Origin of the sequence: Microbulbifer sp. CAU 1566 (genome assembly GCF_023156515.1) — a bacterium.
Classification (GTDB): domain Bacteria; phylum Pseudomonadota; class Gammaproteobacteria; order Pseudomonadales; family Cellvibrionaceae; genus Microbulbifer.
Genome location: NZ_JALNMG010000002.1, coordinates 22,549 through 37,109, shown reverse-complemented (window position 1 = coordinate 37,109; position 14,561 = coordinate 22,549). Strand labels below are relative to the sequence as shown.

The 14,561-nt window shown below is 56.4% G+C and carries 14 protein-coding genes; 7 read left to right on the top strand and 7 right to left on the bottom strand.

All coding sequences use genetic code 11. From position 1 onward, the window contains the following. Window positions 1-173: 173 nt before the first annotated feature. Window positions 174-1,109, top strand: a complete 936-nt coding sequence (locus tag M0G74_RS05320) for a porin (protein ID WP_248215397.1) — start codon at window positions 174-176, stop codon at window positions 1,107-1,109. 87 nt (window positions 1,110-1,196) lie between these two features. Here M0G74_RS05320 and M0G74_RS05315 read toward each other — a convergent pair whose 3' ends face one another. Continuing rightward, window positions 1,197-3,386, bottom strand: coding sequence for an OsmC domain/YcaO domain-containing protein (locus tag M0G74_RS05315; protein ID WP_248215395.1), 2,190 nt, complete (start codon window positions 3,384-3,386; stop codon window positions 1,197-1,199). A 212-nt stretch (window positions 3,387-3,598) separates the two neighbouring features. On the opposite strand from M0G74_RS05315, the gene M0G74_RS05310 reads away from it, so the two are divergent. After that, a complete protein-coding gene (locus tag M0G74_RS05310; RefSeq protein ID WP_248215393.1) occupies window positions 3,599-4,027 on the top strand; it encodes a hypothetical protein in 429 nt (142 codons plus the stop codon). A 242-nt stretch (window positions 4,028-4,269) separates the two neighbouring features. Here the strand turns inward: M0G74_RS05310 and M0G74_RS05305 are convergent, their stop codons facing one another. The 4 genes from M0G74_RS05305 to M0G74_RS05290 all read right to left on the bottom strand — a co-directional run bounded on the left by M0G74_RS05305 (window position 4,270) and on the right by M0G74_RS05290 (window position 9,066). After that, a complete protein-coding gene (locus M0G74_RS05305) occupies window positions 4,270-5,337 on the bottom strand; it encodes a lipocalin-like domain-containing protein (protein WP_248215391.1) in 1,068 nt (355 codons plus the stop codon). Beyond that, on the bottom strand, window positions 5,330-7,723 hold the full coding sequence (locus M0G74_RS05300; protein ID WP_248215388.1) for an ABC transporter permease: 2,394 nt from the start codon (window positions 7,721-7,723) through the stop codon (window positions 5,330-5,332). The genes M0G74_RS05305 and M0G74_RS05300 overlap by 8 nt, the downstream gene beginning before the upstream one ends. Then, entirely contained in the window at window positions 7,699-8,385 is a 687-nt protein-coding gene (locus tag M0G74_RS05295; RefSeq protein ID WP_248215386.1) for an ABC transporter ATP-binding protein, read from the bottom strand. The genes M0G74_RS05300 and M0G74_RS05295 overlap by 25 nt, the downstream gene beginning before the upstream one ends. A 102-nt stretch (window positions 8,386-8,487) precedes the next feature. Further along, window positions 8,488-9,066, bottom strand: a complete 579-nt coding sequence (locus M0G74_RS05290; RefSeq protein WP_248215384.1) for a tRNA-uridine aminocarboxypropyltransferase — start codon at window positions 9,064-9,066, stop codon at window positions 8,488-8,490. 65 nt (window positions 9,067-9,131) lie between these two features. On the opposite strand from M0G74_RS05290, the gene M0G74_RS05285 reads away from it, so the two are divergent. The 3 genes from M0G74_RS05285 to M0G74_RS05275 all read left to right on the top strand — a co-directional run bounded on the left by M0G74_RS05285 (window position 9,132) and on the right by M0G74_RS05275 (window position 11,220). After that, entirely contained in the window at window positions 9,132-9,524 is a 393-nt protein-coding gene (locus M0G74_RS05285) for a GNAT family N-acetyltransferase (RefSeq protein ID WP_248215382.1), read from the top strand. 107 nt (window positions 9,525-9,631) lie between these two features. After that, on the top strand, window positions 9,632-10,585 hold the full coding sequence (locus tag M0G74_RS05280) for an MlaD family protein (protein ID WP_248215381.1): 954 nt from the start codon (window positions 9,632-9,634) through the stop codon (window positions 10,583-10,585). Further along, on the top strand, window positions 10,582-11,220 hold the full coding sequence (locus M0G74_RS05275; RefSeq protein WP_248215379.1) for an ABC-type transport auxiliary lipoprotein family protein: 639 nt from the start codon (window positions 10,582-10,584) through the stop codon (window positions 11,218-11,220). Before M0G74_RS05280 ends, M0G74_RS05275 begins: the two co-directional genes overlap by 4 nt. 9 nt (window positions 11,221-11,229) lie before the next feature. Here the strand turns inward: M0G74_RS05275 and M0G74_RS05270 are convergent, their stop codons facing one another. Then, window positions 11,230-11,790: a cytochrome b gene (locus tag M0G74_RS05270; protein WP_248215378.1), complete on the bottom strand. Its 561-nt coding sequence runs from the start codon at window positions 11,788-11,790 to the stop codon at window positions 11,230-11,232. A gap of 275 nt (window positions 11,791-12,065) precedes the next feature. Here M0G74_RS05270 and M0G74_RS05265 point away from each other — a divergent pair, with 275 nt between their 5' ends. Then, window positions 12,066-12,500: an OsmC family protein gene (locus M0G74_RS05265; RefSeq protein ID WP_248215372.1), complete on the top strand. Its 435-nt coding sequence runs from the start codon at window positions 12,066-12,068 to the stop codon at window positions 12,498-12,500. Window positions 12,501-13,041: 541 nt separating this feature from the next. Here M0G74_RS05265 and M0G74_RS05260 read toward each other — a convergent pair. Continuing rightward, on the bottom strand, window positions 13,042-13,965 hold the full coding sequence (locus tag M0G74_RS05260; RefSeq protein WP_248215358.1) for a M14 family metallocarboxypeptidase: 924 nt from the start codon (window positions 13,963-13,965) through the stop codon (window positions 13,042-13,044). Between the two features lie 175 nt (window positions 13,966-14,140). Between M0G74_RS05260 and M0G74_RS05255 the strand changes: the two genes are divergently transcribed. Further along, the gene (locus tag M0G74_RS05255; RefSeq protein ID WP_248215356.1) at window positions 14,141-14,560 is read left to right on the top strand and encodes a MerR family transcriptional regulator; all 420 of its coding nucleotides are present in this window, start codon (window positions 14,141-14,143) and stop codon (window positions 14,558-14,560) included. The last annotated feature ends 1 nt before the right edge of the window (window position 14,561 follow it).

Here is a 14,561-nt window from a genome sequence, read left to right as displayed (position 1 = left end):
GTCATAACCTGACTTTGCAGCACTGCACAGTCACAATTCCTTCAAATCCCTGCCCCAATTCCGTCAAAAAACTTTCAAGAAGCTTACACATTTAACCTTTTTGTAACATTTGGTGTGCAAACTGCGCCGCATCTGAACTCAAGCTTACTTCTTAACACTTTTACGAGAAGCATATGAAAAAGACGGCGTTGACACTGGCACTGGCTGCAGCCCTCCCCTCCCTGGCAAGCGCAGAGGTATTTACCTATTACGGTAAAGCCAATGCATCATTCCAGTCCAATGATGAAGGTGACGGCGCAATCACCGATGTCAAAAGTAACGCTTCGCGCCTGGGCGTGAAAGGTGAGCTGGACTTCGATGCCGGAATCCAGGGCATTTACAAAATGGAGTACGAAGTCGACATCGCCGGAGAATCCGACGAAACCTTCAAGCAGCGGGATATCTACGCTGGCCTGCAGGGTGGCTTTGGCCAGATCATCGGTGGCAAATTCGACACGCCGATGAAACTGTCACAAAAGCGCGTTGACCTTTTCAATGACTACGAAGGCGATATCAAAAGCCTGATCACCAAAAGCGACAACCGGGTTTCCAATAGCCTGCAGTACACCACGCCGACTTACGCTGGTTTCCGCCTTGCGGCCGATTACATCAGCAACAGCAAAGCGGATATTTTCGATGACGAAGGCAATGTGATCGATACTCGCGACAACGGTACCTCCATTGCGCTGTCTTACGAAAACAATGGTGTTTACCTGGCCTATGCCATAGACAACGGCGTTGAGGCCAACGATTGGCAAGTATCCCGTTACACAGCCCAATACAATCTGGGTAACTGGCAAGTGGGCGGGCTCTACGAAGAGCAGGAAGATGATGAAAACATCAAAAAGGACGGCTGGGTAACCTCCGTCGCCTACAAAATCAACCAGTGGACTGCCAAGGCCCAGTACGGTCAATCCGACATCATCAAAACCGACGGTGAGACCTTCAGCCTGGGCTTGGACTACAAATTATCCAAGGCCGCCAAGGTTTTCAGCTTTTATACCAACGAAACGGCCGCAGGCGATTTTGAACGCAGCTACGTAGGTATCGGTACCGAATTCAAGTTCTAAACCGCGCTGGTACCAGTAATGTAAAGAGGCCGCCTGGCAAGACGAGAATTCTCGCATTGCCAGGCGGCCTCTTTGCGTTTGGATCACTTAACGAGATGCGCGGGCGGCATGCAGCTTTTTATAGCTCTCGATCAAACGCAGGTGTTTTTCCAATCCTTCCAATTGCATATTGGTCGGGGTAAGGCCATAAAAGCGCAGACTGCCATCCACCGAGCCAACCACCGCATCCATGGTTTCACGTCCGAACATGCGCTGCAGATTGTCAATGTAATCCGCCAGTTCAAGCTCGTCGTCCAGCGCAATTTCCAATACCGCGCGCACTGCCTGATAAAACAGGCCCCGCGCTACGGTGTTGTCGTTGTACTGCAGGAAACTCTCCACCAGCTCCAGCGCCTCCTCCTGCCGCTGCAGGGCCAGGTAAATCAGCAGTTTCAGCTCCAGTACGGTCAGCTGTCCCCAAACGGTATTTTCATCGAACTCAATACCGATCAGGGTGATGATGGTTTCGTAGTTGTCGATCTGACTCTCTTCCAGCCGCTCTACCAGGTCTTCGAGCTGCGCTTCGCCCAGTGTGTGCAGGTTGAGAATGTCCTCGCGGTAATCCAGTGCCTTGTTGGTGTTGTCCCAGATTAAATCTTCCACCGGATACACCTCGGAATAGCCGGGCACAAGAATCCGGCACGCCGGCGCACCCAGATCCTCGTAGGTGGCCATATACACTTCCTTGCCCATCTCTTCGAGAATCCGGAACAGCCGATCCGCTTCGGTTTCGTTGGTATCCGCGTGATTGCCGGAGAAATCCCATTCGACAAATTCGTAATCGGAGCTGGCACTGAAGAAGCGCCAGGACACCACGCCAGTGGAGTCAATAAAGTGCTCCACGAAATTGTGTGGCTCGGTGACCGCGAGGCTGTTGAAGGTGGGAGGCGGCACATCGTTCAGGCCCTCGAAACTGCGCCCCTGCATCAGTTCCGTCAGGCTACGTTCCAGCGCCACATGCAAGCTCGGGTGCGCACCAAAAGAGGCAAAGACACCACCGGTGCGGGGATTCATCAGGGTTACACACATCACCGGGAACTGGCCACCGAGAGAGGCGTCCTTGACCAGAATCGGGAAGCCCTGCTTTTCCAGTTCTTCAACGCCCTCGAGGATTGCCGGGTATTGCTCCAGTACCGCCCGGGGCACATCGGGCAAGGCGATTTCGTGCTCGAGAATCTCCCGCTTCACCGCGCGCTCAAAGATTTCTGACAAGCACTGGACCTGTGCTTCGGCCAGGGTATTGCCGGCACTCATACCGTTACTGAGGAACAAGTTCTCGATCAGGTTCGACGGGAAATAGACTTCCTCACCATTCGATTTGCGCACGAACGGGAGAGAACAGATACCCCGATCGGCGCGACCGGAGTTGGTGTCGACCAGATTGGAACCACCCAGCTCCCCTTCCGGGTTGTAAATGGCAAGGGTGTAGTCATCCAGAATGCCCTCTGGCAGCCCGTCGTCCTCCTCCAGTGCAAACCACCGCTCATTCGGGTAATGCACAAACGGCGCATTGGCAATTTCCTCACCGAAAAACTGGTCGTTGTAGAAAAAATTGCAGTTCAGCCGTTCAATGAATTCACCCAATGCAGAGCAAAGAGCGCTCTCTTTTGTAGCACCCTTGCCGTTGGTAAAGCACATGGGTGACGCCGCATCGCGAATGTGCAGGGACCACACATGCGGCACGATATTCCGCCACGAGGAAATCTCGATCTTCATCCCGAGATCCGCAAGAATCCGGGTCATGTTGGCAATGGTCTGCTCCAGCGGCAGATCCTTGCCCTCGATCATCGTCTGATGCGACGCATCCGGCTCCACCATCAGCAGTGCCTGGGCATCTTCTGCCAGGTTCTCCACCGTCTCGATCTGGAAATCCGGCCCCGTCTGAATCACCTTTTTGACTGTGCAGCGGTCGATAGAGCGCAGAATCCCCTGCCGATCCTTATCTGAAATATCCTCCGGCAGCTCCACTTGGATCTTGAAGATCTGGTTATAGCGATCCTCCGGGTCGACGATATTGTTCTGCGACAGCCGGATATTGTCCGTGGAAATGTTGCGTGACAGGCAATACACCCGTACGAAGTAAGCTGCACAAAGCGCAGAAGATGCCAGGAAATAGTCAAATGGACTCGGCGCCGAACCGTCACCCTTGTAGCGGATTGGCTGATCAGTGATGACTGTGAAGTCGTCAAACTTGGCCTCAAGGCGCAGGTTATCGAGAAAGTTGACGTTGATTTCCATGGAAACTACCGGAATTAGGGGAATTGGAGTGGGCAAATACAGAAGCGCGGCATTATCCCGCTTTTAAGGCCCCTCGTCTTGCTGGGATCGGTTAAAGCCCAGACCTTGCTTCAATTGTGATCTGACGCAAAGCAGCAAACGCGCGTATCTCTATACTCGCCGCCGAGTTTTTAACCAAAAACACCCACCTAAGAGTAATAGACGAGGTACCGATGAAATTGCTCCGTATTGCCCTGCCCCTTCTGGCAACCCTGTTTAGCGCCCCCTCTCTCGCCAACAATAACTCGGGCTTCGGGCTCGGCGTCGCCTATGACCTGGGCGCAGGCGTGACCGCACAGTTCCGGGGAACTTCCATCTTCGTCAACAGCGATGCTATTGCGGTAGATATGCGCCTGCAGAACTTTTACAACGACCGCCGCACTATGCACGCGTACATTGACGCGGGCGGCTTCTTCGTGGGTGGCGATCACGACGATTACAACGACAAAGCCGGTGTCCGCCTGCCAATCGGCCTGTCCTTCGGTATTGCACCGAGCCTGCAAGCCTATATCCAGGCAGTACCAAACTTTGCTTTCAGTGATAACGATCGCAAAGAAGGCTTTGGCGTCGACGGTGCACTCGGTGTTCGCTTGCGTTTTTAACAGCATTTGAACGACTACTGGACACAAGGACGTGTCCTGAAATTATCTGTCCACTGACTACATCAGCCCCGGATAATTTACTCAGAACCCACACCACACCCCCGTGGCATCTTGGATTCATCAACTTCGATTAACAGGTGATCATTCTGGGCGCCCCCCAAAGGCTCCCCCGTGATGGCACCAGCTCCCTATTTCATTTAATACCAACACCTGCTGGGACCTGGAAATTGTGCCGCACGCATTCACTTTCCATAGCCCGTCATTTCCAGGTAACCCTCCCCGGTGTGACTGCCACTGACTGTCACCGGACCCTCCCAGTATCGCAAAGCACCGGAATTCCAGTATTCGCCGGGCCAGGACTGTATTTTGAGATCAATCTTTTCCGAAGGCACCTGTAACTGCCAGACGACCGGCACTTCGCCATAACGCGTGGCGCGGCTTTTAATTGGCCGTAGGCTGAATTTACTACTACCCAGTGTTTGCGCAGCGCCATCGGCGGCAACCAAGGTGCCGAAGAAATAGTCCTCCGCTCCGCGCACCCGAAACAACATCAGGTGCTGGCCGTCGTCCAGGTGCAGTGCCATCCAGTCCCAGCCCTCTTGATCTGATTTCAGGTACTGACTGCTCCACTCGCGATCGAACCACCCTTGCCCACTGACGTTATATTTTTCTGTACCTATTTGTACTTCACCACCGGTTACCTGCAACGGAAAACTGAAATACATCGAACCACCACCCCCGGCAGACTTGGCACTGAACCCGCGGTCGCCATTCAATACAACGGACGCCGATGGCTGCAGTTGAAGACGGTAGCGGAAGTCCTCGCCATCAACGCTCAACACCCAGTTTTTGTCTTCCAGGCTTTCGAGCTGCCAGTGATCAATCCAGGCTCTGAAAGGTTGTGTGTCTACCCCGGCCTGGCCAGTACCTCCCCGGGCTGCGCGGTCAGCGAAGTGATGATCGTCGGGGCGGCTCAGGGCTGCATGGGCGAACCAGACTTCGTTGCGCTGCCAGCCCGGTTGATTGTCACCGTAGGGACCGGGACGAATACCGGTGCGAAACAATGTCCATTGCACACCGAATAGTTCCCCATCCACCGTTTTCAGATTCGCGGTGAGATACCACCACTCGAGACGGAACTCCGGATGCGCCCCCATATCTCGTGGCAGGTTTACGGTCATACCTGGAACCGCCTGACGAAAACCCTCCGGCGAAGCACTCAGCGCTTCGACAGAGGCATCGGTTGCAGGCTCTTTGGTACAGCCCGCAAGCATGATGAAAATCAAAAAAATGCAACAGCGGTTATTCACTTTTCAACGACTCCAGCCGCACTGGATTCCCCACCAGCGCGCCCACAACTGCGCCAATGGACAGACAAAGTACCCACACCTGCAGCCAGAACCCTGGGTAGAAATGCAGCGGCAGTGCCCAGCCGAACGCAGCGGGATTAACCCGGGCAACCAGCACCCAACCCAGAAATATTCCCAGCGGTATCGCCAGAAGGCCCAGTAAACCAGTCACCAGCATACTGTGGGCGATCAGCCGACGGCGCAGGCTGGTGCGCTGTACGCCGTACACATACAGCAAGGTATAACTGCCCTGCCGCAGCCGGAAAATCGCCAGTCCCATCAGTGCCAGCGCGGTCCCCGCCAGTGTTAGAGTCAGCGTGTTTAACAGACGAGTCATCTGGAAGGTTCGTGCAAACGCAGTGTTGGCAGCCTGCTTCAGTCCCTGCTGATCGCGCAGGCGACTGCCCGTGAGCCATGGGTATTTATCCGGCCACTGCTGCCACCGTGTGTTGCCGGGCTCTTGGCTGCCCAGCACAAACGTGGTGTAGCGATTCGGGAGTCCAATTGGCAAAGCCGCGATGGGCAAAAGTAACTCGCCCTCTGGCCGGCCGTAATCGGCGTAGATGCCGAGCACTTTACGGTTCAGTGTCTCTGAACCAAGCCGCAGGGTTACCTGATCGCCAATGCCCAGCGCCTGCCTTCGTGCCAGTTGTTCATTGATCATGACCCCGCCATTCGGCAGTGCAGCCCATTGGTTCGCTATCGCATCAAGAAATGGCCAGTCTTGCAAAAGTGGCGACGAGGGATCGACGCCCAATACGTCCACGGGCAGCGCCCCCAGCACGCCGCGCCCACGCACCATCGGCAGGACGCTGTTCACCCCTGGCAATCTACGCAATCTTTCACTGAATACAGAAACGTCGACCGGGCGCCCCGGGTCGAGATAGAGATCCCCCTGCAAACGCTGGTCGAGCCAGCGCGCAAACGTGGATTCGAAGCCGGTCACCATTGCCTGCACCCCAATCGCCGCAGCAATCGCGAAGGCCAGTGCCGTGAGTGGCAGTTGCAATAGCCGGCACAGGGCGCGCATTTCGGATATGGACCACTCCAGTAGATGCCGGCGATAGTGCCGCTCGGCTCTGCCCAACAAGCACCTAAATAGTCCGCTCAATAATTCAGGTAGCAACAGACCGGCACTCACCAGGCAACCGAGTGTGGCGAGAAAGATCAGCCAGAGCTTGCCCGTCAGCAGCAGGCAAGCCAGTGACACACAGCCAATGGCGATGGCTCCCCACCAACGCCAATTTTCTGCCACTTCCCTCTGCCTCGCTTGGCCGACACGCAAAGCCGGGCGCCCCCACAAATCTGCGCAGGCCCAGGCAACTACTATGGCGAGAATTAATACCAGGCCGAGCCAGGTTCCCGCAGTGGGCGAGTGCTGCGCCAGTGTCTCAACATCGAAAAGACCACTGAGCGTTCCCCGGAATCCATCGCGCATCGCCGCCGCCAGGCGGCCACCCAGCCACAGACCCAGGCTGCCACCTATCAGGGCAACCAGCAGAATTTCGGTAATCAGGGCCAGCCGCAACCGCGTCGAGGGAACCCCGAGCCGTATCAAAATATCCAGGGTACCGCGCCGCTGCTCCGACGCCAGGCGATAAACACTGCGCACCAGCAAAGCGGCCACCAACAGTGTCAGGGCACCCAGCGCGTTGAGGCTGAGGAGAAAGGCATCTACCAGCGGGTCCGGCTCCACGCCATAGTCCTGCACCTGAGCGCGATATTCCGCGGGGAGCGCCATTCGCTGTAATTCCGCCGCCGGCAATAGAATCGCAAGTCTGCCGTGTCCGTTCACGGCCAGTTCTGCCGCAACAGAAATGTCAGTCACTAGTTGTCCCACCGGCAGCCCGTCGATTACCTCCAGCGACAAGTCATCGGTGTTCGGCAACCCAAGTTGCTGCCAGCGCGCGAAGTCTTTCGTGCTGCCAAAAAATCGCGGGCGCTCGAAGGTGGCGATCATTCGCTCCACCAGTTGAATAGCGGCATCACCCCTCTGTCCCGAGGTCTCGGCGTACTGGCGCAGGCAGGCGGCACTGAAGGGGTCAATCCCGACCACCACAGGCGTGTCACTGGCCGTAAAACGCACCTCCATCCGTGGTGACACACAGAGCCCAGCGCGGCGCAACTGCGCGAAGTCCTCCACCGTGAGCTTGCGTTGATCCACACGCTCGATACTCAGTAACGGCTCCAGCGCTGCGCGGGAGCGGACAACGGCATCCTCTGCCGAGCCGGTGAGCGATCGGACGCCACTCCATAGTATGGCGGCACACACCAGGATCAACAGCAGTCCGATCAATTGCCCCGGGTGACGCTGGTAATGGCTCAGGAAGACACGGCCGAGTCCCATGGACGCAGGGCTCCTTCCCGCAGTTCTAGGATCCGGTCGCAGCGCTGGGCCAGCTCCGGATTATGGGTAACGATCAACGCGCCCAGCGCGCGCTCGCGAATCGCGTCAAAAAACAGCGGTGCCACGCGCTGGGCGGTGGCGTAGTCGAGGCTGCCGGTGGGTTCGTCGGCAAGTATCAGGGCCGGGCGCATGGCAAAAGCACAGGCCAGCGCCGCACGCTGGCGCTGGCCTCCGGAGAGTTGATCGGGATAGCGGTGTGCAGTGTCCGCTATATCCAACTGCTCCAGCAGCGCCCTACCCTCATGTTCTTGCAGGCCGGCGAGCCCGGCGCGAAAAGCAATATTGCGGGAAACCGTGAGCGTGGGGATCAGGTTGCCATCCTGAAACAATGTGGCGATACGGGTGCGACGCAATTCGGCCCAATCGCTATCCGTAAGCAGAGAATGCGTGCGGCCGAACAGCTGCAGTTCGCCGCTATCCGGTGGAAGCAGACCGTTCAACAGGTTCAACAAGGTGCTTTTACCAGAGCCAGAAGGGCCGATCACCGCCACCGACTCACCAGCGCGAAGTTCGAGCGATAACCCCTGCAGCACGCAAATCTGTTCGCGTCCGTTGTGGTATGCGCGGCTGAGGTTACGGGCCTGTATTAGCACATCGGTCATTGATCGCCACAAACACTCTGATAGGTACTTCGGGGACGGGTATTTCAGGCTAGCTTATACGACGGGTAATACGACCAGCCAGATACTGTCTCCGCGTAAATGTCACTCGCCAACATTCATTGTTTGCAGCGCGACCATCCTTTTGAAGGGGCGCAGAATTCGCTGAAAGTCCCCCTCCGGCTCAAACTGCGCCATCGCCGCCGCAATGCTTTCGATGGTCGACAAACTGTTCTCTAGTGACGAGTGACGAATCTGGTATTCCGAACTCAGCGCACCTTCAAAACTGACCCGGGGCAACTGCTGTAGCACAGGGTGTAGATGCAATATCTTCTTAGACTTGCGCCAGGTGGCATCAATGACCACCAGCTGTTGCAACCCCTCAGCCTGTGGCGTTCCCGCTTCCATCTGCGGTACTTCCGGCAGCCAGCTCAGGGACGGATAGAGCAACGCCGACCCGGGCTTCAACAGCCGCGCCAGCTCTTGCTCCGGCAAGGTCTCTGCCACAATCAACTCACTGTTTTCCAGACACAGGTGCGCCATGCGCCCGGTGTTGAACGGGTGCTTCTCCTCTTGAGGGTGCTGTATGATGAGCACCCTGATTCGATTGGGGATGTGCACCAGCACGCTGCAATAGCAGACCTTGAGGGGGCGCTGGCAGCTCGGGCAGATTTCGCGTGGCATAAAGAGATATGGACCCAGACTTTTCGATTAATGCATTGACTGCCCATTGGCTCTCCGATGCGGAGATGCCATTAGCCAATAAATTCTACCGCACCCACAAATTCCGCGGCAAAGCACGGCGGCACGATCCCTGTATGGTGATCCGGGATGCCCAAAAGCAGATTATTGCCTGCGGTTCGTTGCGCAAACTGACAGACAGCCAGCTGCTGACCGGCGTTGCGGTTGTTGAAAACTACCGCGGGCACGGCGTGGCACGACTGTTACTGGAACGCATGGCTGAAGCCTACGACGACAGTACATTCACCTTCCCCTATCTCCACTTGGTGCCTTTCTACCAGTCGCTGGGCTACATCGAGGCGGATGAAGCCGGTTTGCCATCGGCGATCGTAGATCGCTTCCATACCTACCAAAAGCAAGGCCGTGATATTGCGCTGATGCACTACCAGCCGCATCCGTAGACCAAGGCCCCCTCCAATTTGTCCGCCAGCGTTTTGATCTAGACTTGGAGTGGCCGCAATTTGGGCCATTTCCCCTGTCGCCAATCTCAATACCGGAGGAGCGCTCGATGACGATCAGCATTGCGAATCGGGCGAGATTGGTATTTGCCGTTGTGGTGCTTCTAAGCGTTGTAGCGGCGGCCATCTGGTACTACCAGAGCGCCGGACGGCATGCGACGTTTCAGATACTCACCGAAGATTCCGTATCCGGATTAATTGCGGGCGCGCCGGTGGAATTCCACGGGGTAGACGTCGGCCGGGTTACCGAAGTGGAACTCACCGGCCCCAGTTCCGTGCGCATCCTGCTGGAAGTTGAAAAAGATGCACCGGTAACCAGAGCGACCGTCGCCACCATCACCGCGCGCGGCCTCGCCACCCGCGGCTTCACCGGCTATGTCTACATACTGCTGGAAAATGTGGGCAACGAGCAGGGCCCTCTCACCGCCGCCCCCGGCGCCCGCTATCCGCGGATCCCCAACACCCCTTCCCGCTCAGTCAACCTGGACACAGCGATCAGCCAGGTCAATCAGAACGTGCAATCGCTGACCGACTTGTTGCGCACTGTGCTGGATACAGACACCATCGCCTCCATCCAACAAGCGGTTGGCAACCTGCAGCAAGTTACCCAGATGCTTGCACAGAATCAGCAGAAGCTCAGTGCGATCATCGCCAATACCGAGCACGCCAGTGGTCGGCTCGGACCGCTGCTGGATTCCAGCAGTGACACCGTCAATGCACTCCGACAGGTGAGCCGAATGCTCGCGGGGAATCAGCAGAGACTCGACTCCATTATCGCCAACACCGAACAGGCGAGCGGCCGGCTGGGGCCGTTGCTGGAATCAAGCACCAACTCCGCAAATGCACTTCAGCTTCAGGTGTTGCCCGAGGCTTATCGGACCATGGCCACCCTCAACCAGCTGAGCCATTCGATGACCCGCCTTACGGACAAGATCAACCGGGATCCTTCCATTCTCGTGCGTGGCAGTGCCGCGCCACCGCTGGGTCCGGGCGAAGCCGAATGAGCGAAAACGGCTCCGCCAGCACACTATCTCAGGCACAAACAATCTGCCGTCTGCTGTTGGCCATTGCCGTCATGTTCACTGCCGGATGCACGCTGTTTTCCCCAGTGGAAAACGACATGCGAGTAGCGGTAATCGATAAAATCCCAGTGGAGCTTCCCCAACAACAGCGCCATTCGGCAACACTGCTGGTACTTCCCACCGCCATCAATCCCGTCTACGACACCATCCGCATGGCCTACCAGACACAACCGCATCAAATCGACTATTTCAGTCGCCATCAATGGGGCGCAACCCCGGCGCAGATGCTACTCCCGCTGCTCGCCCAGACACTGGAAAACACCCATTACTTCAAGGCGGTCACCACACCACCCTATTTCGGGCCGTACAATTACGGACTGCGAACAGAAATCCTTGAATTCATACAGGACTTCACCGCCACACCCGCACGTTTCCACCTGTCCTTGCGGATACAGCTCATGGATGGCACATCAAATCGGATCATCGCCAGCAGAGTGATTACCGTGCGCGAACCCATGATTCAAGTCACCCCAGTCGCGGGGGTAGCAGCCGCCAACGATGCCTCTGCGAACGTGTTACAGCAAGCGGCCCAGTTTGTACTGGAACAGATGCCGTAAAGAATTCTTTTAGTAGCCTGCGCCGGGCAAGATTTTCTTCAGGGTATTATCCCGGCAGATGAAGTGGTGCCTTAGTGCGGCAGCGGCGTGTACGACAATAAATCCAACCAACGTATACCCCAGCCACATGTGCACTTCGATCAGCAGCTGGAACCGGTACTCGTTGTGCGCGATTAAGTCCGGCAACCGCAGACCAAAGAAATAAACCGGAATACTCGCCGCAGAAGACATCAACCAACCGGTAATCGGCAAGGCGAACATCAACCCGTAAAAGCTCAGGTGGACAAAGCGTGCGGCGACCTTCTGCCAGTCGGGGAGCTGATCCACCAGCTCCGGCAGCACATTGCCGACACGCCAAGCCAGACGCAACATGGCCAGCCCTAACGCCAATATGCCGTATTCTTTGTGCAGTAGAATTAGTCGGATTTTCTGTTTGTCGAAACCGACATCCGGCAGGCTGGTCACGTACAGCCCCAGAGCGATGAGTGCGATGAGTAATACCGCCATCAGCCAGTGAAGCAAAATGGCAACTGCGCCATAATGCTGACTAGTATTTGTTATCTTTGTCATTCGACGCGGCTGACCGTCAAGCAGAGTTCACGCACATTCTTTTCACAAAATTGCGCCAAATCTCAACGCGACCAGGTAGCCGCTAAGCCTGGGACCTGACATCTGAAGTACCCTCATCGTATTTTACTTAAGCATATTAGGTGGTTCGCGAAAATTAACTGCCACCTTGAGACAAACCACACGACAAGAATTTATTCTTTCGAGGCCCCATGCATAATATGACCCGACTAAGCTGTTAACGCGCGAGAAAAAACGGCTCGTTAAATGGAGACCCCATGCAAGCCCTGCCCCACCATTACCACGTCACTGCAAGAGCAACCGCTGACGGCAACGTCAACCTGACCGCCGAAGGAGTCGCGCCGCTGCTCTCAGCGCCGCCAGTACAATTTGGGGGCCCCGGTGACCAATGGTCACCGGAAGATCTGTTGACCGCCGCTGTAGCCGACTGCTTTATCCTGACGTTTCGTGCCATTGCGAAGTTCAATCAACTTGAATGGACATCCTTGGAATGCAGCGCCACGGGTACCTTGGACAAGGACGGCCGCAAGACCTGCTTCACGGCGTTTGAAGTGAATGCGAAACTGGAAGTACCGGCAGGCTCGGACAAGGAAAAGGCACACCAGCTGTTGGAGAAATCTGAGGAAAGCTGCCTGGTAACCAACTCTCTCAGTGCCGCGGTAACGCTGAATGCAGAGGTCACGACTAAGTAACCTCTGATTTCACCTTTTACCACTGGCCCACTAGCACCAGGCCTAAGCATTAGTTATCGGTCAGATAGCGGCTTATCACGTCGCGTCTTCTGCGCCGACATCATAGAAGTTCTGCGATATTGCTCATCACAATAGATAGCGTTTCTCTGCCGTTCCTGAGCACCTACCGACGCTGCAAAATAATTTTTTTGACACCAATCTGTGCTTTGTTGAGCCGGAAAAGGTTGTTCGGGTCCATAGCTACTCGCTGCCGGTGGAGAGCTAGAACAGCCCGCAAAACCAATCGACAACAAAATGCAGCCGCAAAACATTCTTATATTATTCATATCTTTCCTCCTTGGAATTTAATGAACCTAAAGAAAAACCGTTTACCTCTGCTTCACTGAAGGACCATTGCTTCGATTACTTGGTGCCACCTGATTTCAACACGTCCGTCTCAAATAGTCACCCCTATACCGTGAACCAGGTCACCCTTTCAGGCAACAGTGCGATCTTCCTGCAAAAGGCACGCTTTTTCCGCGCTCCTTTTGCGCGCTCCTTTTTATCGATGCCCCAGCGCGAAATCGATCGCCGCACACACCGCGACCGCCTGTGCGGTATTGCACTGTTCCGGGGTCGCGCGGGGGCTGTCGGGATAGACCTCGGTGGTGGTCTTAAAAGGTGCATTGGTGATACTGGCACACAACCCCAGTTGCTTGAGCGGGTATTCGATAACGCCGCGCGCCACCACCGGCGAGCCGATGATCTCGTTGTTGTCATCCGCCGGGGCGATATGGGTGACCTTCTCTACGGCTGCGATCACCGCCTGCTGAAACTCCGGCTGCGGGTTTTCGCTGTCGTCTACCAAGTAAAAACCGTCGGGAATACCGCCCGGCGCGAACGGCTTGCCGTCACGAGCGGCCAGCGCGGGACGGAATTCAGATTCGTCGGTATCGGTGGTTTCGTGCAGGTCGATATGCATCACTGCACGGTCGCGGATGGGGGCCACCAGTTCCAGCAGCGCCGCCGACTCTTCCGCCGGGCTGTTTTCGTAAAAAGAGCGATTCGGGTCGATGGCGTTCGGGTTCCAGCGGTTGATGCGCTCGTAGCCCCAAGGGCTAACGCAGGGCGCCACCAGCAAGTTGACTCGGCCCGCGTAGTCCGCGGCATGCCGATCCACGAACTGCAGCGCACCATGTACGCCGCTGGTTTCGTAGCCGTGGACCCCACCTGTCACCAGCACGACCGGGAGATCGTCATTCCAGTCGCGGCTGCGGATCGCCAGGAGCGGAAAACTCTCGCTGCCATACTCCAGACGTCCGTACTCTTCCAAGTCAAAGCGATCGAGCAGGCGCTCAACCTTACTTACCACCTCAGCCGTATAGCTGCGGTGACAGGTCTGTCGCGACAACCACTCGGCGCGTTCAGCACTGCCCCAGGGCGTACCAGGGGTACCGATTGGATAGAATGCGGGAGCTGTGCTCATAGTGCTTATTCTCCGTTGATGAGCGAGATAGGCGGTATTCTAGCACCCGGCCTAGACATCGCACCGGGGACGCGCGGCTTCCGCAGTCTGACCACCTCGCCCAACAACCACCGTTGACCTTAAACTTAACTTCAAGGTTACAGTCCACCCCGTACTGACGAAGAGCCAAGCAGACATGAACATCGGCGAATTGGCAAAGCGTACCGGGCTCGCGCCCTCTCGCATCCGTTTCTATGAGCGAATTGGCCTGCTAACGCAGGTTGAACGCCTACCTAACGGCTACCGCAGTTATCCGCCCGAGGCGGTAACAGCGCTGGAATTGATCGCAACTGCGCAGACGGCAGGCTTCAGCCTCGACGAGCTGCGCGCACTACTGCCCGCAGACTTGGCGGATTGGGACCACAACTCCCTGGTGGAAGCCCTCCGTCAGAAAGTGCGAGACATCGAGGAGATTCAGGAGAAGCTCGCCCAAAGCAAGGCGCAGCTGCTTGAGGTACTGAGAGAAATTGAGGCCAAACCCGAGGATATGGACTGTGCAACCAACGCGCGACGGGTGTTAGCGCGGTTTGGGCTTATGCGGACTAAGGAGCAATAAC

Excerpts from the sequence above, each read along its gene's own strand:
- M0G74_RS05300 (WP_248215388.1), bottom strand. The coding sequence starts at position 7,723 with ATGGGACTCGGCCGTGTCTTCCTGAGCCATTACCAGCGTCACCCGGGG.
- M0G74_RS05285 (WP_248215382.1), top strand. The coding sequence starts at position 9,132 with ATGCCATTAGCCAATAAATTCTACCGCACCCACAAATTCCGCGGCAAA.
- M0G74_RS05255 (WP_248215356.1), top strand. The coding sequence starts at position 14,141 with ATGAACATCGGCGAATTGGCAAAGCGTACCGGGCTCGCGCCCTCTCGC.
- M0G74_RS05290 (WP_248215384.1), bottom strand. The coding sequence starts at position 9,066 with ATGCCACGCGAAATCTGCCCGAGCTGCCAGCGCCCCCTCAAGGTCTGC.
- M0G74_RS05265 (WP_248215372.1), top strand. The coding sequence starts at position 12,066 with ATGCAAGCCCTGCCCCACCATTACCACGTCACTGCAAGAGCAACCGCT.
- M0G74_RS05275 (WP_248215379.1), top strand. The coding sequence starts at position 10,582 with ATGAGCGAAAACGGCTCCGCCAGCACACTATCTCAGGCACAAACAATC.
- M0G74_RS05295 (WP_248215386.1), bottom strand. The coding sequence starts at position 8,385 with ATGACCGATGTGCTAATACAGGCCCGTAACCTCAGCCGCGCATACCAC.
- M0G74_RS05270 (WP_248215378.1), bottom strand. The coding sequence starts at position 11,790 with ATGACAAAGATAACAAATACTAGTCAGCATTATGGCGCAGTTGCCATT.
- M0G74_RS05310 (WP_248215393.1), top strand. The coding sequence starts at position 3,599 with ATGAAATTGCTCCGTATTGCCCTGCCCCTTCTGGCAACCCTGTTTAGC.
- M0G74_RS05315 (WP_248215395.1), bottom strand. The coding sequence starts at position 3,386 with ATGGAAATCAACGTCAACTTTCTCGATAACCTGCGCCTTGAGGCCAAG.
- M0G74_RS05260 (WP_248215358.1), bottom strand. The coding sequence starts at position 13,965 with ATGAGCACAGCTCCCGCATTCTATCCAATCGGTACCCCTGGTACGCCC.
- M0G74_RS05320 (WP_248215397.1), top strand. The coding sequence starts at position 174 with ATGAAAAAGACGGCGTTGACACTGGCACTGGCTGCAGCCCTCCCCTCC.
- M0G74_RS05280 (WP_248215381.1), top strand. The coding sequence starts at position 9,632 with ATGACGATCAGCATTGCGAATCGGGCGAGATTGGTATTTGCCGTTGTG.